This is a genomic window from Burkholderia singularis (genome assembly GCF_900176645.1).
Taxonomy (GTDB): Bacteria; Pseudomonadota; Gammaproteobacteria; order Burkholderiales; family Burkholderiaceae; genus Burkholderia; species Burkholderia singularis.
The window spans coordinates 59,601-77,998 of record NZ_FXAN01000044.1 but is presented as its reverse complement, the minus strand read 5'-3'; the positions used below and the strand labels follow the sequence as shown (position 1 = coordinate 77,998).

The 18,398-nt window shown below is 67.0% G+C and carries 17 protein-coding genes; 9 read left to right on the top strand and 8 right to left on the bottom strand.

What is annotated here, in order from left to right:
• Window positions 1-82: 82 nt before the first annotated feature.
• The 3 genes from BSIN_RS08845 to BSIN_RS08830 all read right to left on the bottom strand — a co-directional run bounded on the left by BSIN_RS08845 (window position 83) and on the right by BSIN_RS08830 (window position 3,154).
• Window positions 83-1,096, bottom strand: coding sequence for a Gfo/Idh/MocA family oxidoreductase (locus BSIN_RS08845; RefSeq protein WP_089340198.1), 1,014 nt, complete (start codon window positions 1,094-1,096; stop codon window positions 83-85).
• Between the two features lie 152 nt (window positions 1,097-1,248).
• Complete coding sequence (gene iolG, locus BSIN_RS08835; RefSeq protein ID WP_089340196.1) at window positions 1,249-2,280, bottom strand: inositol 2-dehydrogenase; 1,032 nt, start codon at window positions 2,278-2,280, stop codon at window positions 1,249-1,251.
• Complete coding sequence (locus tag BSIN_RS08830; protein ID WP_059514142.1) at window positions 2,273-3,154, bottom strand: MurR/RpiR family transcriptional regulator; 882 nt, start codon at window positions 3,152-3,154, stop codon at window positions 2,273-2,275. Before BSIN_RS08830 ends, iolG begins: the two co-directional genes overlap by 8 nt.
• Window positions 3,155-3,358: 204 nt before the next feature.
• On the opposite strand from BSIN_RS08830, the gene BSIN_RS08825 reads away from it, so the two are divergent.
• The 7 genes from BSIN_RS08825 (at window position 3,359) to iolB (ending at window position 12,301) form a co-directional block, all read left to right on the top strand.
• A complete protein-coding gene (locus BSIN_RS08825) occupies window positions 3,359-4,402 on the top strand; it encodes a sugar ABC transporter substrate-binding protein (protein WP_059513597.1) in 1,044 nt (347 codons plus the stop codon).
• Window positions 4,403-4,529: 127 nt separating this feature from the next.
• Window positions 4,530-5,675, top strand: a complete 1,146-nt coding sequence (locus BSIN_RS08820; RefSeq protein WP_059513600.1) for an ABC transporter permease — start codon at window positions 4,530-4,532, stop codon at window positions 5,673-5,675.
• Window positions 5,676-5,713: 38 nt separating this feature from the next.
• Window positions 5,714-6,514, top strand: a complete 801-nt coding sequence (locus tag BSIN_RS08815) for an ATP-binding cassette domain-containing protein (RefSeq protein WP_089340195.1) — start codon at window positions 5,714-5,716, stop codon at window positions 6,512-6,514.
• A gap of 15 nt (window positions 6,515-6,529) precedes the next feature.
• Complete coding sequence (locus tag BSIN_RS08810; RefSeq protein WP_089340194.1) at window positions 6,530-8,527, top strand: bifunctional 5-dehydro-2-deoxygluconokinase/5-dehydro-2-deoxyphosphogluconate aldolase; 1,998 nt, start codon at window positions 6,530-6,532, stop codon at window positions 8,525-8,527.
• Between the two features lie 62 nt (window positions 8,528-8,589).
• The gene (gene iolD, locus BSIN_RS08805; RefSeq protein ID WP_089340193.1) at window positions 8,590-10,584 is read left to right on the top strand and encodes a 3D-(3,5/4)-trihydroxycyclohexane-1,2-dione acylhydrolase (decyclizing); all 1,995 of its coding nucleotides are present in this window, start codon (window positions 8,590-8,592) and stop codon (window positions 10,582-10,584) included.
• A complete protein-coding gene (gene iolE, locus BSIN_RS08800; RefSeq protein ID WP_089340192.1) occupies window positions 10,581-11,501 on the top strand; it encodes a myo-inosose-2 dehydratase in 921 nt (306 codons plus the stop codon). Before iolD ends, iolE begins: the two co-directional genes overlap by 4 nt.
• Window positions 11,501-12,301, top strand: coding sequence for a 5-deoxy-glucuronate isomerase (gene iolB, locus BSIN_RS08795; protein ID WP_089340191.1), 801 nt, complete (start codon window positions 11,501-11,503; stop codon window positions 12,299-12,301). The genes iolE and iolB overlap by 1 nt, the downstream gene beginning before the upstream one ends.
• 159 nt (window positions 12,302-12,460) lie before the next feature.
• Here the strand turns inward: iolB and BSIN_RS08790 are convergent, their stop codons facing one another.
• Both BSIN_RS08790 and gbd read right to left on the bottom strand, forming a co-directional pair.
• Complete coding sequence (locus BSIN_RS08790) at window positions 12,461-12,910, bottom strand: acyl-CoA thioesterase (RefSeq protein ID WP_089340190.1); 450 nt, start codon at window positions 12,908-12,910, stop codon at window positions 12,461-12,463.
• A 99-nt stretch (window positions 12,911-13,009) separates the two neighbouring features.
• Window positions 13,010-14,158, bottom strand: a complete 1,149-nt coding sequence (gbd, locus tag BSIN_RS08785) for a 4-hydroxybutyrate dehydrogenase (protein ID WP_059513621.1) — start codon at window positions 14,156-14,158, stop codon at window positions 13,010-13,012.
• 272 nt (window positions 14,159-14,430) lie between these two features.
• Between gbd and BSIN_RS08780 the strand changes: the two genes are divergently transcribed.
• Window positions 14,431-14,766 carry a YbjQ family protein gene (locus tag BSIN_RS08780; RefSeq protein ID WP_059513624.1) on the top strand — a complete coding sequence of 112 codons (336 nt, stop codon included), beginning with the start codon at window positions 14,431-14,433 and terminating at the stop codon, window positions 14,764-14,766.
• A 169-nt stretch (window positions 14,767-14,935) separates the two neighbouring features.
• On the opposite strand, the gene BSIN_RS08775 is transcribed toward BSIN_RS08780, so the two are convergent.
• Together BSIN_RS08775 and BSIN_RS08770 are read right to left on the bottom strand one after the other, a co-directional pair.
• Window positions 14,936-15,472 (bottom strand): NUDIX domain-containing protein, encoded by a 537-nt coding sequence (locus tag BSIN_RS08775; RefSeq protein WP_059513627.1) that lies wholly within the window; start codon window positions 15,470-15,472, stop codon window positions 14,936-14,938.
• A 323-nt stretch (window positions 15,473-15,795) separates the two neighbouring features.
• Window positions 15,796-16,008 (bottom strand): hypothetical protein, encoded by a 213-nt coding sequence (locus BSIN_RS08770; protein WP_231935835.1) that lies wholly within the window; start codon window positions 16,006-16,008, stop codon window positions 15,796-15,798.
• An 872-nt stretch (window positions 16,009-16,880) separates the two neighbouring features.
• Here BSIN_RS08770 and BSIN_RS08760 point away from each other — a divergent pair.
• The gene (locus BSIN_RS08760; RefSeq protein WP_059514148.1) at window positions 16,881-17,369 is read left to right on the top strand and encodes a cupin domain-containing protein; all 489 of its coding nucleotides are present in this window, start codon (window positions 16,881-16,883) and stop codon (window positions 17,367-17,369) included.
• 18 nt (window positions 17,370-17,387) lie between these two features.
• Here BSIN_RS08760 and BSIN_RS08755 read toward each other — a convergent pair whose 3' ends face one another.
• A complete protein-coding gene (locus BSIN_RS08755; protein WP_159935905.1) occupies window positions 17,388-18,287 on the bottom strand; it encodes an NmrA family NAD(P)-binding protein in 900 nt (299 codons plus the stop codon).
• Between the last annotated feature and the right edge of the window lie 111 nt (window positions 18,288-18,398).

The following is an 18,398-nucleotide window of genomic DNA, read 5'->3' as shown; positions in this document are numbered from 1 at the left end:
GCCCCGCGTCGCTGCGCCTGTCGCTGCCCGCTGGGCTGACCCTCGGGCTCGCCCGGGCCGCCACTGCGGCCGACGCCGCCCGCTACAACTCCACCGCCCGCCCGCTGTCGAGCGACGCGCGCAGCGCATGGCCGATGCGCGTCGCCTCGAGCGCATCGGCGAGCGTCGCGCCGCCGACCTCGCCGTCATCGCCGCGCACCGCCGCGACGAACGCCTGCGCCTCGATCAGGAACGCTTCGTCGAAACGGTCGAAGAACGTCGGCGTGCACGTGTTGCGAATGCCCGTCGCATCGTAGATCTCGACGCGGTTCGCGCGCGGGTTGCGCCCGATCGTCAGCGCGCCGGCCGTGCCGATCACCTCGGAATGCGTGTCGTTGCCGTGCGCCATCGTGCGCGACGCGTAGAACATCGCGAGCCCGCCGCCGTCGAATTCGCAGATCGCCACGCCGTTGTCGACGTCGCCGCACGCACGCAATCCTTCATGCAGCGCGACCGTGCCGGCCGCGTACACGCGCTTTGCGCGCGGCGAGCCGAGCAACCATCGCGCGACGTCGATGTCGTGCACCGTGCAGTCGAGAAAAATTCCGCCCGAGCTGGGCGCAAAGCGCACGAAGAAGCCGTCCGGATCGTTCTGGTCGCAGGTCTGCGAGCGCACCAGGAACGGCCGGCCGATCGAGCCCGACGCGACACGCTCGTAAGCATCCCGATAACTGGGATCGAAGCGGCGCATGAAACCGATCATCGCGTGCAGGTGCGGCCGCGCATTCGCTTCGGCGAGCACCCGCTCGCATTCGGCAAGATCGAGCGACAGCGGCTTCTCGCAAAACACGTGCTTGCCGGCGGCGAGCGCGGCGACGATCTGATCCGCGTGCAGCGCCGACGGCGTGACGAGCCACAGCGCGTCCAGCTCGGGATCGGCGGCGAGCGCGTCGAAGCTGTCGTACACGCGCGGCACCTTCAGCGCGTCGCGCGCCCACGCGCATTCGTCGGCAACCGGGCTGCACGCCGCCGTCAGCTCGGCGCCCGCGACGCGGCGCGCGAGATTTTCCGCATGACGCCGGCCGAGCCGGCCGAGCCCGGCGATGCCGATGCGCACCGGCGCTCCGACAAGCCGGCCGACTCGGCGGGCTTGGCCGGACTCGGCGAGCGCGCCGAATCCGGCGCATTCGATACGTCCGATACGTCCGATGCACCCAATGCGCTCATCGGATTCGCGAAACCTTTCAGTACCGCCATCGCTCGCCTCCTTCAGGCCGCCGTTTCACCGAGTTTCACCGCGCGGGCCTCCCGCCACGACAGCGTCGCCGCCTCGGCAAGCTCAAGCGCCTTCACGCCGTCGGCGACCGTCGTGCGCACCGGCTCGCCGCGCGCGACCGCCGCGACAAAGTGCTCGATCTCCCGCACATACGCGGCGCGATAGCGCTCCAGGAAGAACGCCTCGGGCAGATCGGTCGACACCGCGCTCGCCGTGTAGCCCGTCACCTCGGTCGGCCGCACGTTGCCCGCCTGCAGCATGCCGAGGCTGCCGAGCACCTCGAAGCGCTGATCGTAGCCATACGCGGCACGCCGCGACGTATTGATCTGGCAGAGCCGGCCGCGCTTCGTGCGGATGGTGACCGCCGTCGAATCGATATCGCCCGCCTGCGCGATCGCCGGATCCGTCAGACAACTGCCCGTGGCATGCAGCGTGTCGGCCTCGTCGTCGAGAATCCATCGGAAGATATCGAAGTCGTGAATCAACATGTCCTTGAAAATCCCGCCCGAATGTTTGATGTAATCGACGGGGGGCGGGCCCGGATCGCGGCTCGTCACGACAAGCGCTTCCGGCGTGCCGATCTCGCCCGCGTCGATGCGACGCTTCACCGCGTCGAACGTCGGATCGAAGCGCCGCTGAAAGCCGATCATGCACACCACGCCCGCTCGCGCGACGGCGGCCTCGCACTCGCGCGCGCGCGCGAGCGTCAGGTCGACGGGCTTCTCGCAGAACACATGCTTGCCGGCGCGCGCGGCGCGAACGATCAGGTCCGCGTGCGTGTCGGTGCTCGAGCAGATCACCGCCGCGCCGATCGACGCGTCGCCAAGCGCACCGTCGACGTCGGCAACCTGCGCGCCGTGCTGCGCGGCGAGCGCCGCCGCCGCGTCGCGGTTGACGTCGACCACGTATTTGAGCCGCACGCCGGGCTGGCGCGCGCAATTGCCCGCATGAATGCGGCCGATCCGCCCGGCGCCGAACACGGCCACGTCGATCGCCGGCGCGGCCTTCGCTACTGCATCAATCATCGTATCCTCCAGTGTCCTTGACTTCTTCTACGTTCAATTCCAGCCGGTACGCGAGCGCGATGAACAGCGCCTGGCACAGGCAAATCGTGCTCGTGAGCGAGCGGAACGCGAACGCGCTGCCCTCCTTCACGAGCAGATGGGCAGTGGCATCGCGCGCGAGCGGCGACAGCCGGCTGTCGGTGATCACGAGCGTATCGGCATGGTTGTGCCGCGCGGCGCGCAGGCAATACTGCGTCTCCTTGCCGTAAGGCATGAAGCTGATCGCGATCACGACGTCGCCCTTCGTCACGCTGCGGATCTGCTCGCGGTACATCCCGCCGAGCCCCGACACGAGATGCACGCGCTTGGCCGTATGCTGCAGCGCGTAGACGATGTAACTCGCCACCGGAAACGACCGGCGCACGCCGACCACGTAGATGTTCTCGGCGCGCTCGAGCATCGTGACCGCGGCGTCGAACTGCGCGTCGTCCAGGCCGGCGGCGAGTTCGTCAAGGCCCGAGCGCGACGCGTCGATGAACTGCCGTGCGACCGCGCCGCCCGTCATCGGACCCGCATCGCCGTCGATCAGGCTGCGAATGCGCTGCTGATAGCTCTGCACGGAGGGGTTCTGGCCCGTGTACGCATCCTTGAACACCGCCTGCAAATCGGAAAACCCGGAAAAGCCGAAGCGCTGCGCAAAGCGCACGACGGCCGACGGATGCACGCCGCAACGCTCGGCGATATCGCTCGTGCGATCCATCATCACGCTCGAGCGGTGTTCGTCGATATACGACGCGACGCTCTTCAACTGGCGCGGCAGCGCGTCGTATGCGTCGGCGATGCGTTGCAGCAGATCGTCGACGGCGGGCGTTTCGGATTGGGGCGTGTCGTCCATGGGCAGGGTTGCGGCGGGCGGCGCGCCCTTCCGGCTGTATTTGTCGTGCCCCGAGTATAGGCGCGCGCGAATCGAAATGGAATAAATTTTCCACAATAAAACTAAATAAAATTTTCTTTGCAATTCGTGGCGAGTTGACCTAACCTTGCTCGTGAACGCAGCCCGATCTGCGTTCGCCCGATAACGACAGACACAGGTGGAGACATGAGACTTTGCACTGGCAAGGCGTTGCTGCGCGCATTGACTGTCGCGCTCGCCGCGCTCGCGGGCGTGGCAACGCCGGCAGCGCATGCGGCGGACGCCCGTTTCGTGCTGATCAGCCATGCGCCCGATTCGGATTCGTGGTGGAACACGATCAAGAACGCGATCAAGCAGGCCGATGAGGATTTCAACGTCACGACCGACTACCGCAACCCGCCGAACGGCGATATCGCCGACATGGCGCGCCTGATCGAGCAGTCGGCCGCGCGCGACTACGACGGCGTGATCACGACGATCGCCGATTACGACGTGCTGAAGAATTCGCTCAAGAAGGTCACCGCGAAGAAGATCCCGCTCGTCACGATCAATTCGGGCACCGAGGAGCAAAGCGCACAACTGGGCGCGATGATGCACGTCGGGCAGCCCGAGTACGTCGCGGGGCACGCGGCGGGCGAAAAGGCGAAGGCCGCGGGCGTGAAGTCGTTCCTGTGCGTGAACCACCTGGCGACCAACAGCGTATCGTTCGACCGCTGCCGCGGCTTTGCCGACGCGATCGGCGCCGATTACAAAGCGTCGACGATCGATTCGGGACAGGACCCGACCGAGATCCAATCGAAGGTCAGCGCATACCTGCGCAACCATCCGAACACGCAAGCGGTCCTCACGCTCGGCCCGGTGCCGGCCGCGGCGACGCTCAAGGCGATTCAGCAAATGGGGCTCACCGGCAAGCTGTATTTCGCGACGTTCGATTTCTCCGACGACATCGCAAAGGCAATCCAAAGCGGCGCGATCAAGTTCGCAATCGATCAGCAGCCGTACCTGCAAGGCTACATTCCGGTCGCCGTGCTGGCGATCGCCAAGCAGAACAAGACGAGCGATCCGGCGAAGATCCGCCAGCTTCTCCAAGCGAATCCGAAATTCCAGGCGCGCCTTGCCACTTACGGGCTGCAGCCGTCGTATGGGCCGAAGAACATCCGCTCCGGCCCGGGCTTCATCACGAAGGAAAATCTGGACAAGGTGATCAAGTACGCGGGGCAGTATCGCTGAGGGCTTTCGCACCGCATCGCAGGCTTGGGCGCGCCGTGCGACGCGCGCGGGCCGGAAGCGGCGCGACAGCGCCACTCTGACCCGCGCGAGCGCTGAAGCAGCGGCTCGAGCAGTTACAGGAGACATCATGGGCGTCATCGGCAAACACATTTCCGCGCATCCTCACGAGCAACCGCCGGCAGGCGCTCGTCCCGACGAGCGCCTGCGCGGCGAAGCGTGGTTCCAGCGCTTTCTCAACCGTCCCGAATTCGCCGCGATTTCCGGCACCGTGCTGGTGTTCGCGGTGTTCGCGTTCGGCGCGGGCGGCTCCGGCATGTTCAATCTCGACGGGATCATGAACTGGTCGCAAGTCGCCGCGTATCTCGGGATACTCGCGGTCGGCGCGTGCCTGCTGATGGTCGCGGGCGAGTTCGACTTGTCGATCGGCTCGATGATCGGCTTTGCCGGCATGATGGTGGCAATCCCGACCGTCTACTTTCACTGGCCGATCTCGCTGTCGATCCTGTTCGCGTTCGCGGGCTCGATGGCGCTCGGCGCATTGAACGGCTATCTCGTGATGCGCACGAAGCTGCCGTCGTTCATCGTCACGCTCGCATTCCTGTTCATCCTGCGCGGCCTTACGCTCGCGCTGTCGATCATGTTCGCGGACCGCACCATCGTCTCGGGCCTCGGCGACTACGCGCACGCCGATCCGATCGCGCATCTGCTGTTCCAGGGCGTCGCGTTCCACGGGCTGTTCCGCTGGCTCGCTCAGCACGGCGTGGGCCAGATGCTCGACAGCGGCGAGCCGCTCGTGCCCGGCGTGCCGAAGGTGCTGCTGTGGTGGTTCGCGATCACCGCGATCGGCGCGTTCACGCTCGCGAAAACCCGCTACGGCAACTGGATGCTCGCCGTCGGCGGCGACGCGCTGGCGGCAAAGAACGTCGGCGTGCCGGTGCGCCGCGTGAAGATCTCGCTGTTCGTACTGACCGCGTTCTGCGCGTGCCTGTTCGCCGTGCTGCAAGTGGCCGACATCGGCTCGGCCGCGGCCGACCGCGGGTTGCAAAAGGAGTTCGAGGCGATCATCGCCGCGGTGATCGGCGGCACGCTGCTCACCGGCGGCTACGGCTCGGTGATCGGCGCCGCGTTCGGCGCGCTGATCTTCGGCGTCGTGCAAATCGGCATCACGTACACGAATATCAGCTCGGATTGGTTCCGCGTGTTCCTTGGCGTAATGCTGCTCGTCGCCGTGCTGTTCAACCATTACGTGCGCCGCCGCGTATCGCAAGCATGACGCCACGCACCACGCCATTCGCCACGGGAGCTTCCAGCATGTCCACGCCAGCCTGCAACGATACGATCCTCGCGCTCGAGAACGTCAGCAAGTTCTTCGGCAAGGTGATCGCGCTGTCCGACGTCACGCTGCGCCTGAAGCGCGGCGAAGTGCACTGCCTGCTCGGCGACAACGGCGCCGGCAAATCGACGCTGATCAAGACGCTCGCGGGCGTTCACCAGCCGTCGCAAGGCCAGTATCTGGTCGACGGCAAGCCCGTCGCGTTCGAATCGCCGAAGGATGCGCTCGATCTGGGGATCGCGACCGTCTATCAGGATCTCGCGCTCGTGCCGCTGCTGTCGGTCGCGCGCAACTTCTTCATGGGCCGCGAGCCGCAGAAGAAGCTGTTCGGCTTGCTGAACGTGATGGATCTCGACGCGAGCGCCGAAATCGCCCGCGCGAAGCTCGCCGAAATGGGCATCAACGTGCGCGATCCGCATCAGCCGATCGGCACGATGTCCGGCGGCGAGCGGCAATGTCTCGCGATCGCGCGCGCGATCCATTTCGGCGCGCGCGTGCTGATTCTCGACGAGCCGACCGCCGCGCTCGGCGTCAAGCAAAGCTTCAACGTGCTGAAGCTGATCCACACCGCGCGCGCGAAAGGCATCTCGGTGATCTTCATCACGCACAACGTCCATCACGCCTACCCGATCGGCGATTCGTTCACGCTGCTCAACCGCGGCCGCTCGCTCGGCACGTTCACGAAGGAAACGGTCAGCAAGGACGAGGTGCTCGACATGATGGCGGGCGGCGCCGAAATGCAGAAGATGATCGCCGAACTCGACGGCGCGACCATTTGACATCCAGGACTCGAGATGACTTCCCCTACCCTTTCCTTTGCGCCCGAGCGGCCGCTCGACGTGATCTGCATCGGCCGCGTCGCGGTCGATCTCTATGCGCAGCAGATCGGCGCGCGGCTCGAGGACGCGACGAGCTTTGCCAAATATCTCGGCGGCTCGTCGGGCAATATCGCGTTCGGCTGCGCGCGGCTCGGCCTCAAATCGGCGATGCTCTCGCGCGTCGGCCACGACCACATGGGCCGCTTTCTCGTGGAAACGCTCGCGCGAGAAGGCTGCGACGTGAGCCATCTGCGCGCCGACCCCGAGCGGCTCACCGCGCTCGTGCTGCTCGGCCTGAAGGATCGCGACACGTTTCCGCTGATCTTCATGCGCGAGAACTGCGCGGATATGGCGTTCGACGAAAACGATTTCGACGAGGCGTTCATCGCGTCGTCGAAGGCGCTGCTCGTCACCGGCACGCACTTCTCGACCGAGCAGGTGAACCGCGCAAGCCGCCGCGCGCTCGACTACGCGCGCCGCAACCAGGTGCGCACGGTGCTCGACATCGACTATCGCCCGGTACTGTGGGGGCTGACCGGCAAGGCCGACGGCGAGACGCGCTTCATTGCGAACGAAGGAGTGAGCGCGCATTTGCAGCGGATTTTGCCGCTGTTCGATCTCGTGATCGGCACCGAGGAGGAATTCAGGATCGCGGGCGGCAAGGACACGCTCGTCGACGCGCTGGCGATGGTGCGCGCGGTGACGAGCGCCACGCTCGTCGTCAAGCGCGGGCCGCTGGGCTGCTCGATCGTCGACGGCGACGCGCCCGCGAACCTCGATGCGCTGCCGATCATCGGCGGCGTGGAGGTCGACGTGCTGAACGTGCTCGGCGCGGGCGACGCGTTCGCGTCCGGCTTCCTGTCGCGCTGGCTGCGCGGCGCGCCGCTCGACGAAGCAGCGCGCACCGCGAACCTGTGCGGCGCGCTCGTGGTGTCGCGCCACGGCTGCTCGCCCGCGATGCCCACGGCCGCCGAACTCGCGTATTTCGCCGACGAGGCGCGGCGCGACCCCGTGCGCATGCGCCGCCCCGATCTCGATGCGACGCTCGCGCGGCTGCACCGCGTGACGCCCGCGCGCGTGCCGCGCGACGAAGTGCTCGGCTTCGCGTTCGATCATCGTCCGCAATTCTTCGAACTTGCACGCCAGACGGGCGCGCCGCTTGCGAGGATCGCCATGCTCAAGCAGCTGTTCGTCGACGCGGTCGCGCAGACGGAAGCGCAGCTCGGCCTGCAAGGCAGGATCGGCGTGCTGATCGACGACCGCTACGGCCAGGACGCGCTGAACGATGCCACCGGGCGCGGCTGGTGGATCGGCCGGCCGGTCGAGCTGCCCGGTTCGCTGCCGCTCGAATTCGATCACGGCCGCTCGGTCGGCACGACGCTCGTGTCTTGGCCGCGCGAGCATGTCGCGAAGTGCCTCGTTCAGTTTCACCCGGACGAGCCTGCCGAGCAGCGCATCGAGCAGGAAACGCAATTGCGCGCGCTGTACGACGCGGTGCAGGCAAGCGGCCACGAGCTGCTGCTCGAAGTGATTCCGCCGCGCCGCGACGATCTGCCGCACACCGCTGAAACCGTCTATCGCGCGATCAAGCGGCTGTACAACATCGGCCTCTACCCGGAATGGTGGAAACTCGCGCCGCTCGATGCCGCGCAATGGCAGGCGGTCGACGCGCTGATCGCCGAGCGCGACCCGTCGTGCCGCGGCGTCGTGCTGCTTGGGCTGTCTGCGAGCGTCGAGGAGCTGGTCGACGGCTTCAACGCGGCGGCCGCATCGGCAACCTGCCGCGGCTTCACGGTCGGCCGCACGATCTTTCACGAGCCGAGCCGCGCATGGCTCGCAGGCGAGATCGACGACGACGCGCTGATCGCGCAGGTGCGGCACACGTTCGAAACGCTGATCGACGCGTGGCGCACGGCCCGCGCCGCGCATGTGCGGCGCGGCGGCCAGCTCGACGCGGTGCGGCGCGTCGCGTGAGCGCAGCGGATCGCGCGGTGCATCCCACCATCACGAACGATAAGATCTTATGAGGCAATCACATGAGCCGCTCCTTGGATGAAACCGCGGCGCGCGGCGCGGGTACGCTGCGGCTGAGCACCGCGCAAGCGCTCGTGCGCTACCTGGCCGCGCAGCGGGTGGCCACTGGCGCTGCCGGCGACGGGGCCGGCAACCCCGGCAGCGCCGCCGAAGCGCTGTTCGGCGGCGTGTTCGCGATCTTCGGGCACGGCAACGTCGCGGGTCTCGGCGAGGCGCTGTATCAGTACCGCGACGTGCTGCCCACCTATCGCGCGCACAACGAGCAGGCAATGGCACATAGCGCGATCGCCTATGCGAAGACGCACATGCGCCGCCGGATGATGGCCGTCACGACGTCGATCGGCCCCGGCGCGACGAATCTCGTCACCGCCGCCGCGCTCGCGCACGTGAACCGGCTGCCGGTTCTGCTGCTGCCCGGCGACGTTTTCGTCTCGCGCGCGCCGGACCCGGTGTTGCAGCAAATCGAGGATTTTCACGACGGCGGCATTTCGGCGAACGATGCATTCAAGGCCGTGTCGCGCTATTTCGACCGGATCGTGCATCCGGCGCAGTTGCTCACCGCGCTGCCGCGCGCGCTGCGCGTGCTGACCGACGCCGCGCTCTGCGGGCCCGTCACGCTCGCGCTGCCGCAGGACGTGCAGGCGATGGCATACGACTATCCGGCCGCGTTCTTCGAGCCGCGCGTCGTATCGTTTCATGCGAGCGCGCCGAGCGACGCCGAACTCGATGCGGCGCTCGCGACGCTGCGCGCGGCCAAGCGGCCGCTGATCGTCGCGGGCGGCGGCGTGCTGTACAGCGAAGGCGGCGTGCAGGCGCTGCGCGCGTTCGCCGAGCGCCACGGCGTGCCGGTAGGCGAAACGCAGGCGGGCAAAAGCGCGCTGCCGTGGGATCATCCGCTCAACGCGGGTGCGATCGGCGTGACGGGCTCGCCCGCGGCGAACGCGCTCGCCGCCGAGGCCGACTGCGTGATCGCGCTCGGCACGCGCCTGCAGGATTTCACGACCGGCTCGAACACGTTGTTTCAGCAAGCCAGCGTGATCGGCATCAACGCGAACGCATTCGATGCGCTGAAATACCGCGCATCGATCGTGCAGGCCGACGCGCGGCTCGCGCTCGATGCGCTCGGCAAGCGGCTCGAAGGCTGGCGCGCGCAACCCGCATGGACCGGACGCGCGCAAGCGCTCGCCGGCCAATGGCGCGACACCGTCGCCACGCTCACGCACGCGCCGCAGCGCGCGGACGTGCTGCCTTACGACGCCGACGTAATCGGCGCCGTGCAGCGCTCGGCTTCCGATTCGCCGGCGCACGACATCGTCGTGTGCGCGGCCGGCACCCTGCCCGCCGAGCTGCACAAATTGTGGCGCGCGGCCGTGCCGGGCGGCTATCACGTCGAGTACGGCTACTCGTGCATGGGTTACGAGATCGCGGGCGGCCTCGGCGTGAAGCTCGCGAAACCCGAGCGCGAAGTGATCGTGATGGTGGGCGACGGCAGCTATCTGATGCTCAACAGCGAGATCGCGACATCGGTGATGCTCGATGCGAAGCTGATCATCGTCGTGCTCGACAACCGCGGCTACGGCTGCATCAACCGGCTTCAGCAGGCATGCGGCGGCGCGCCGTTCAACAATCTGCTCGCCGATTGCGTGCAGGGCCCGCTCGGCGCGCCGCCGATCGATTTCGCCGCGCATGCGCGCGCGCTCGGCGCACGGGCGGAGCATGTCGCCGACCTCGCCGGGCTCGATGCGGCGCTCGCTCGCGCGCGCGCATCCAATCAAACCTACGTGATCAGCATCGACACCGACCCCGCCCGCACGACCGATGAAGGCGGCTGGTGGTGGGAAGTCGCGGTGCCCGAAGTCTCGCCGCGCGAAGCGGTGCGCGCCGCGCGCGCCCGTTACGACCGGCAGGTCGCGATGCGCGACGGTACCGGCCGCGGCATCGACACCGATGGCGCTGCGCCATCCAATGCTTCCTCCTCTGCGGATTCATCGACATGAACCCAACCCACATTCGCATCGGCATCAACCCGCTATCGTGGATGAACGACGATCTGCCGTCGCTCGGCGGCGAGACGCCGCTAAGCGTCGCGCTGACCGAAGGCCGCGAAATCGGCTACGAAGGCTTCGAGCTGGGCAATAAATTCCCGCGCGAGCCGCAGGCGCTGAAAACGCTGCTCGCGCAATATGATCTGTCGCTCGTGTCCGGCTGGTATTCGGGGCGCCTTGCCGAGCGCGGCGTGCAGGAGGAGATCGATGCGGTGGGTCCGCATCTCGAACTGCTCGCGCAAAACGGTGCGGCCGTGATGGTGTACGGCGAAGTCGCCGGCTCGATTCAGGGAGCGCCCGTGCCGCTGTACCAGCGCCCGCGCTTCGTCACCGATGCGCAGTGGGACGCTTATGCGGCGCGTGTCGACGCATTTGCGCAATACACGCAGAGCCAGGGCGTGAAGCTCGCCTATCACCATCACATGGGCGCATACGTCGAATCGCCCGCGGACGTCGACCGGCTGATGGCAAGCACGAGCGACGCGGTCGGGCTGCTGTTCGACGCGGGCCACATGACGTTCGGCGGCGGCGATCCGGTGACGGAGCTGGCCAAGCACATCGGCCGCGTATGCCACGTGCATTGCAAGGACGTGCGCCCCGCCGTGATCCGGCTCGCGCGCAACCGCAACTGGAGCTTTCTCGACGCCGTCATCGCCGGCGCATTCACGGTGCCGGGCGACGGCGCGATCGATTTTCCGGCGCTGATCGCGATGCTCGAGCAACACGGCTATCGCGGCTGGCTCGTCGTCGAGGCCGAGCAGGATCCGGCCGTCGCACCGAGCTATGCGTATGCGCAAAAAGGCTACCGCGTGCTGCGCTCGCTCGTCGGCGCGCCGTTGCCCCCCGCCGTCCGTCAGGAGGCCGCGTAATGAGCCTGCTCGTCAAAGGCGCGAATGAAGGCACGTCGATCGCGTGCGTCACGCCACAGTCCGCGAACTGGAAACACGTCGGTTTTGCCGCGTATCGTTTGAAGGCCGGCGAAAGCATCGCGCTCGCGCAGACCGAGCGCGAAATGTGCATCGTCGTGCTCACGGGCACCGTCGATATCGACGCGCAAGACGGCACGCATTGGCACGACCTCGGCTCGCGCGACAGCGTGTTCGACGGCGTCGCGCCGTATGCGCTCTATGTGCCGCCGAAGCTCGGCGTGAGCGTGCGCGCGTCGCGCGACGCCGAACTCGGCGTCGCGAGCGCGCCCGCCGCGGGGCGCTATCCGGCGCGGCTCATCAAGCCGTCGCAGATGCAGCGCTCGGTGCGCGGCAGCGGCGCGAACACGCGCTACGTCTGCGACATCCTGCCGCAAACCGAGCCGGCCGAATCGCTGCTCGTGGTCGAGGTGCGCACGCCGTCCGGACATTCGTCGAGCTATCCGCCGCACAAGCACGACACCGACAACGTACCGCACGAAAGCTCGCTCGAGGAGACCTACTATCATCGCGTACATCCGCCGCAAGGCTTCGTATTTCAGCGCGTCTACACCGATGCGCGCGATATCGACGAATCGATGGCCGTGAGCGATCACGACGTCGTGCTCGTGCCGCGCGGCTACCATCCGGTCGTCGTGCCGTATGGGTACGAGTCCTACTATCTGAACGTGATGGCCGGGCCGGCGCGCGTCTGGCATTTCAAGAACGATCCGGCGCATGAATGGATGTTGAACGGACGATGAAGGCCGCGCGGCGGCGCTCGCAGCGCCGCGGCCGGCGGTCGGCCGCCGGCAGTTCGCGTTCGCGCCATCCGCGCCGGCCAACGTCGATCAAGCCACCGATGCCGTTGCGCTGCCCGTGAGAAGAACTCGCCGGCGGCTCTGGCGCCGGCACGCTTTAGCTCAGTTCGCAGGCAAGACGAGCGGCGCAAGCGCCGCGCGCAACGCATCGGGCAGCGGCGCGGGCCGCCGCGTGCGCCGGTCGACGTACACGTGGACGAAATGCCCCTGCGCCGCCGCCGATTCGCTGCCTTGCGCAAACAAACCGATTTCGTAACGCACGCTCGACGCGCCGCACTTCGTGACGCGCAGCCCCGCGTCGACGTGCTGCGGAAACGCGAGCGGCATGAAGTAATTGCACTGCGTCTCGACGACGAGGCCGATCGTCTCGCCGTGCTCAATGTCGAGCACGCCCGCACGGATCAGATATTCGTTGACGACCGTGTCGAAGTAGCTGTAGTAGACGACGTTGTTCACGTGCCCATAGACGTCGTTGTCCATCCAGCGGGTCGGAATCGTCAGGAAGTGGCGATAAGCGCTGCGCGGCAGTGCAACGGGTTTGGCGGCGGACATAAATCGGGCGGGTCGAAGTAGAAAGGAATCAAACGGTTGGAGGCGGCGCGCCGGGCTCGGCACGGCGTACCGCGCACGAGCCGGCATCCATCGGCTCCATCATAGCGATTCGACGAGCATGCGCCGGTAGTCGTCCGCCGTCGCGATGCGCGGATTCGTCTTGTGGCAATGATCGGCGAGTGCGCCTTCGATCACGTGATCGAACACGCCGGCATCGACGCCCATCTGCGCGAGGCCCGTCGGCAAACCCAGGCGCGCGCTCATGTCGTGCAGCGCCTGCGGCAAATCCGCACGCTCCGGCAGGTTCATCGCGCGGCGCATCCGCGCATAGCGACGCTCGGCGACAACGCTCGGCGCGCTTTCGTTGAAGCGCAGCACCGCGGGCAGCACGACGGCGTTCAGCGTGCCGTGATGCAGCGACGTCTTGCCGTTCACCTTCACGCCGCCGAGCGGGTGCGACAGCGAATGCACGCAGCCGAGCCCCTTCTGAAACGCCAGCGCGCCTTGCAGCGACGCACTCATCATCGCAAGACGCGCCGCGCGGTCGCCGCCGTCGCGCGTCGCGCGCTCGATATGCGCCCACGCGCGCTCGAGGCCGTCGAGCGCGATGCCGTCGGCCGGCGGGTTGTACGCGGGCGCGAGAAACGTCTCGATGCAATGCGCGATCGCGTCCATCCCGGTGGCGGCCGTCAGCCCCGGCGGCAGGCCGAGCGTCAGCGACGGATCGCAAATGGCAGCCTTCGGCAGCAGATGCCACGAATGAAAGCCGAGCTTGCGGCCGTCGGCGAGAATCAGGATCGCGCCGCGTGCGACCTCGCTGCCCGTGCCCGATGTAGTCGGCACCGCGATCAGCGGCGCGGCGGCGCCGGTGATTTTGTCGCTGCCGCCTTCGATCGTCGCGTATTGCGCGAGCGGCGCCGGATGCGTCGCGGCGATCGCGACGCCCTTCGCAAGATCGATCGACGAACCGCCGCCGATCGCGACGAGCCCGTCGCAGCGCTCGTCGCGATAACGCCGTGCGGCGGCAAGCACGGCCGCTTCAGTCGGATTCGACGGCGTGCCGTCGAATACCGGCAGCGCACCGAGCCCCAGCGCGTCGAGCGCGCGCGCGACGAGCCCCGCCGCCGCGACACCCCGGTCGGTCACGACGAGCGGACGCGCGATGCCGCTCCTCGCACATTCGGCTTTCAGCATCGCGAGCGCGTCGTCGCCGAGATGGATATGCGTCAGGTAGTAGATATAGGCCAACGGTCGTCTCCTTCGATCTTCGTCTTGCGCTTCGGCGGCGCAACGGTTCGCACGGCGCGCAGCCGCTGCCGTGCGTCGAGCGCGCCTGCGCCAACGGGTCCGCTGGACAAACGCATGCCGTCCGGGCGAACATGCCACGTTTGGCGCGCTGCGAACGAGCATACGGCAATTCCAGCCAGCACGCGCCCGCACGGCCGCCCGTGCGCCGTTCCGATCTGCCGGCAACGGCTGTCGCCGGTACGCCGCCCTATTCTGACGAGGAACCTTCTATCATGGCAGACCCCCAACTCATCACCACGGCCGTCGAGCTGCCCGGCTACCGGATCGAACGCTCGCTCGGCATCGCGCGCGGAATCGTCGTGCGTTCGCGGTCGATCGTCGGCACCTTCGGCGCATCGATTCAAACCCTGTTCGGCGGCAATATCTCGCTTTATACGTCGCTGTGCGAACGCGCGCGGCAGGACGCTTACGAGCGGATGATCGAGCAGGCGCGGCAGATGGGCGGCAACGGCATCATCGGGATGCGTTACGACACGACCGACATCGCATCGGGCGTGACCGAAGTACTGTGCTACGGAACGGCGGTGCAGGCGGTGCGCGCCGGCTGACGGTGGCCGTCGAAGATAACGGCGCTCGAGAGGAACCGATCGAGACGCCCGAACGCAAGCGGGGATCGAGGCCGATCGGAAATGGCCGAAGCGGTCCGGCAAGCCGTCGAGCAGCCCCGCCCGGTTTAAATTCAGCGCACCGCCCCAGACATACCGCCGGCCCCGCAGCTCAACCGCCGGGCGAATCGACGAACTCCACGGCAAGGCCGCGGGCGCGCATCCAGTCCGCCAGCGCGTGGCCGGTGCCCGCGCGCCACGGACGCAGATCCGGCGGATCGACGAGACGATATTCGAGCAGCTCCGGGGACAACCGGATTTCGCCGCGCGCGCGCACGTGATACGCGATGATCAATTCGTTCTTGCGGATGAATTCGTAGACGCCGACGAGCGCGACCGATTCCGCAAGCAGCGACGTCTCCTCCCGCACTTCGCGGGCAATGCCGTCCTCGGGGGTCTCGCCGCGCTCGAGAAAGCCGGTGATCAACGCGAACCATCCTTCGGGCCATGCCGCGTTGCGCGCGAGCAGGATCTTGCCTTCATACTCGACGATCGCGGCCACGACAGGCACCGGGTTGTTCCAGTGCACATAGCCGCACGCGGTATCGGGACAAGCCACGCGCATGCGCTCGCCATCGTCTGAAGAAACGGCACGCTCGACGAGCGGACGCGCGCATTGCGGGCAGAAACGAAAATCGGCAGTTGTCATCGGACAGACAGGACGCGGTCAGGAAAGGAGCGCACGGAGCACCGCGCGGCTCCGGCGCGGCTTGCGCGCCACGCCGCCGTTGCGCTTGGCCACGCTGCGGCAGGTCACCCGGGACGCGATCGCAAGACCTCACATTGTAGCGAGCTATTACCCGGTGCACTGCACCATCGCATGCAGGCGCTCACGCGTGCGCCGCACTCGCGGCGGGTAAAACGCACGCGGCTCCCGCGCCGCGCGCCCAGGCGCCGGCGCATCCGCGCCGCCCGATGCGCGCGCCAGCCCGTCGGCGGCGCGTCGCGCGCCGCCCCGTATTCCGCGCGCGCTCAGCCGCTCTTGCGCGCAAACGCGAGAATCGCCCGCAGTTCGTCCATTGAAAAACGTCCGTCCAATTGAATCTGACCATTGGACCAATCCGGACAATCGCGAAACCCGTTCCAGACGATCCAGCCGCCGGAACCCCGTAATATCGTCCGAGCCGTCTGCTCGTCCATCGGCCGATCGGCCTGCTTGGAAATCTGTTCAGTTGCGTCGCTCATTGCCGTACCTCATCCCTTCCACTTCGCCTCATGCCAGCGGCAGCACCGCCGGCCATCCGTGCCGCGCAGATCGTCGATCTGCATCGAGCGCGACTGCCGCACGCGTCGCGCCCAACGCCTTTCGCCGCGTCTGCGACGAAAGGTGCCGACCGACGAATACGCATTCGTCATACGAGAATTCCGCCCGCCGTTGCGCCGCGTCATCGCATCGTTCCAGCGAAACGGCAACCGGCACACACAGATGCGGCGGCAAGGCCGGCTTGCTCTATTCGCGCCGAACCGGCTGCGCTCTGCCGATAGATTGAACGTTCCGATCCGATTCGACCGTTGCCTAGCCAACCCTTCCGCTGCGCGGCTCGACACCGTCGCCTCGGGAACAATGCCCGATGCGAGCCGCGGGCGGCGGGCACCTGTATCGGGTGCACGACATAGCGGCAGATCGCGCCGCCGACGCATGGCGTGCGGCACCGCTGAACCAGGCATCGCTATGTGCAATGGCATACGTTTTCCAGCCTGATTTTTCTGTCCGATCGTGCTCTGGATCACGATCGGCGTGCGCGACGTGACGAGGCGCGGCGAGGCAACGCTCGGCGCATTCAATCGAACGGCGCGAGCGCCTTCGCCCCTTCGTCACCCGGTGCGGGCGCGCTCACACGCCGCTACGGCGCGTGCGCCCGGCCGGCATCGCCGCGTTGCCGCTCGAGCATCGCGCAGCAGCGCAGCGCAACGCAACGCAACGCATCCGGACGATCACGCTGTTTCGCAGGCGCGGCGCGGAATGCGCGTGCGGCATCGTCGATGCCGGCGCGAGTCGGTGGACAACCCCGACCGTCTGTGCTGAGATTGCTGGACCACGGCTTTGGAGAACTTGCATGGAACGCCCCGATTTCATTCGGCACTGGAGCGAACTCGAAAATCCGGACCAAAGCCATTACCCAGGCGACTCGGAGTTGATGTCGATCGGCGCGCCGCTTGCGCGCAAGCTGGGGCTGACGCGGATCGGGATTCATCACGAACGCCTGCTTCCCGGGCGGCGCACGTCGTATCCGCACGCGGAAAGCGCGGAGGAAGAATTCGTCTATGTGCTGCAAGGCACGCCGGACGTATGGATCGACGGCCACCTGCATCGGCTCGCGCCCGGCGATTCGGTGGCGTTTCCCGCCGGCACCGGAATCTGCCACACATTCCTCAACAACACGCGGCAGGAAGTGCATCTGCTCACGATCGGCGAAACCCCCAAGCCGGAAAACCGCGTTCGCTACCCGATGAACGAAGCTTACGAGGCGACGCGCGCGGATCGGTGGAGCAACTGGCCGTCGCGCCCGCTCGGGCCACACGACGGCAAACCGCGCGTCGAATGAGTACCGCGCGCCGGCGCGCTACGCGCTCGGCGCGGTGCTCGAGCTGAAAGCGGATTGATGATCGCGGATGAAATCGTCGATGCTTCGCGCCGGCCGGCCGATGAGCCGTTCGAGCGCGGGCGTGAGCGCCGCGTGGCGGCCGGCTTGCATCGCATGTTCGATCCCGAGCGCGATATCGGCGAGCCAATCCGGCACGCCGCGCTTCGCATATCCCTGCCGCATCGTCGCCTCGTCGATCGGCACATACTGAATCGGCCTGCCGAGCAGCGCGGTGAATCGCCCAGCCACTTCGGCGAACGTCAGGCTGGCCGGCCCCGTCAGATCATATGAAACGTTTTGCCGCGCCGGATCGCCGAGCACCGCGTGTGCGGCATCGGCCACGTCGCGCGTGTCGATCATCGCGATGCGAGCGCTCGGCACCAGTCCATACCAGCGGCCGGCACTCGCGATCGATGCCGCCGCAAACAGCAGATTGCTCATGAAATAGGCTGGACGCAGCAGCGTATGCGCCACACCCGAGGCCGCCAGGTAATCGTCGAGTTCGCCGTGGCGGCGTGCGACTTCATAGCCGCCCTGCTGGCTCGCGCCAAGCACCGACAAACGAACCACCTGCCCCACCCGCACATGCGCGGCCGCATCGATCAGCGCTTTCTCGAACGCGATTTGCTGTGTGCTGGTGCCAAGCGCGAGAAACACCGAGCCGACGCCGTCGAACGCGCGTTGCAATAACTGCACGTCGCCGAAATCGCCGTCGACGATTTCCAAACGATCCGCCGCATCGGGCGGCAAGTCGGCAAAAACGACTTTCGCCTTCGCGGGATTACGGACCAGCGCGCGCACTCTCGCTCCGCTTTCGAGCAGGCGCTTTGCCAGGTGAGATGCCGTGCGTCCGGTCGCTCCGGTAATGAGTATCGTCATTGTGTGGTCCTTGGTGGCCATATCGTGACCGTGTAGTCGAACATCGGCCCCGCCAGATGCCGCACGCCGGCGAGACCACGTCATCGATGTAACACTTGCATTCAGTATTTT

Coding starts and splice junctions, on each gene's coding strand:
- iolG (WP_089340196.1), bottom strand. CDS start 2,280: ATGATTGATGCAGTAGCGAAGGCCGCGCCGGCGATCGACGTGGCCGTG.
- BSIN_RS08830 (WP_059514142.1), bottom strand. CDS start 3,154: ATGGACGACACGCCCCAATCCGAAACGCCCGCCGTCGACGATCTGCTG.
- BSIN_RS08825 (WP_059513597.1), top strand. CDS start 3,359: ATGAGACTTTGCACTGGCAAGGCGTTGCTGCGCGCATTGACTGTCGCG.
- BSIN_RS08820 (WP_059513600.1), top strand. CDS start 4,530: ATGGGCGTCATCGGCAAACACATTTCCGCGCATCCTCACGAGCAACCG.
- BSIN_RS08815 (WP_089340195.1), top strand. CDS start 5,714: ATGTCCACGCCAGCCTGCAACGATACGATCCTCGCGCTCGAGAACGTC.
- BSIN_RS08810 (WP_089340194.1), top strand. CDS start 6,530: ATGACTTCCCCTACCCTTTCCTTTGCGCCCGAGCGGCCGCTCGACGTG.
- iolD (WP_089340193.1), top strand. CDS start 8,590: ATGAGCCGCTCCTTGGATGAAACCGCGGCGCGCGGCGCGGGTACGCTG.
- iolE (WP_089340192.1), top strand. CDS start 10,581: ATGAACCCAACCCACATTCGCATCGGCATCAACCCGCTATCGTGGATG.
- iolB (WP_089340191.1), top strand. CDS start 11,501: ATGAGCCTGCTCGTCAAAGGCGCGAATGAAGGCACGTCGATCGCGTGC.
- BSIN_RS08790 (WP_089340190.1), bottom strand. CDS start 12,910: ATGTCCGCCGCCAAACCCGTTGCACTGCCGCGCAGCGCTTATCGCCAC.
- BSIN_RS08780 (WP_059513624.1), top strand. CDS start 14,431: ATGGCAGACCCCCAACTCATCACCACGGCCGTCGAGCTGCCCGGCTAC.
- BSIN_RS08775 (WP_059513627.1), bottom strand. CDS start 15,472: ATGACAACTGCCGATTTTCGTTTCTGCCCGCAATGCGCGCGTCCGCTC.
- BSIN_RS08770 (WP_231935835.1), bottom strand. CDS start 16,008: ATGAGCGACGCAACTGAACAGATTTCCAAGCAGGCCGATCGGCCGATG.
- BSIN_RS08760 (WP_059514148.1), top strand. CDS start 16,881: ATGGAACGCCCCGATTTCATTCGGCACTGGAGCGAACTCGAAAATCCG.
- BSIN_RS08755 (WP_159935905.1), bottom strand. CDS start 18,287: ATGACGATACTCATTACCGGAGCGACCGGACGCACGGCATCTCACCTG.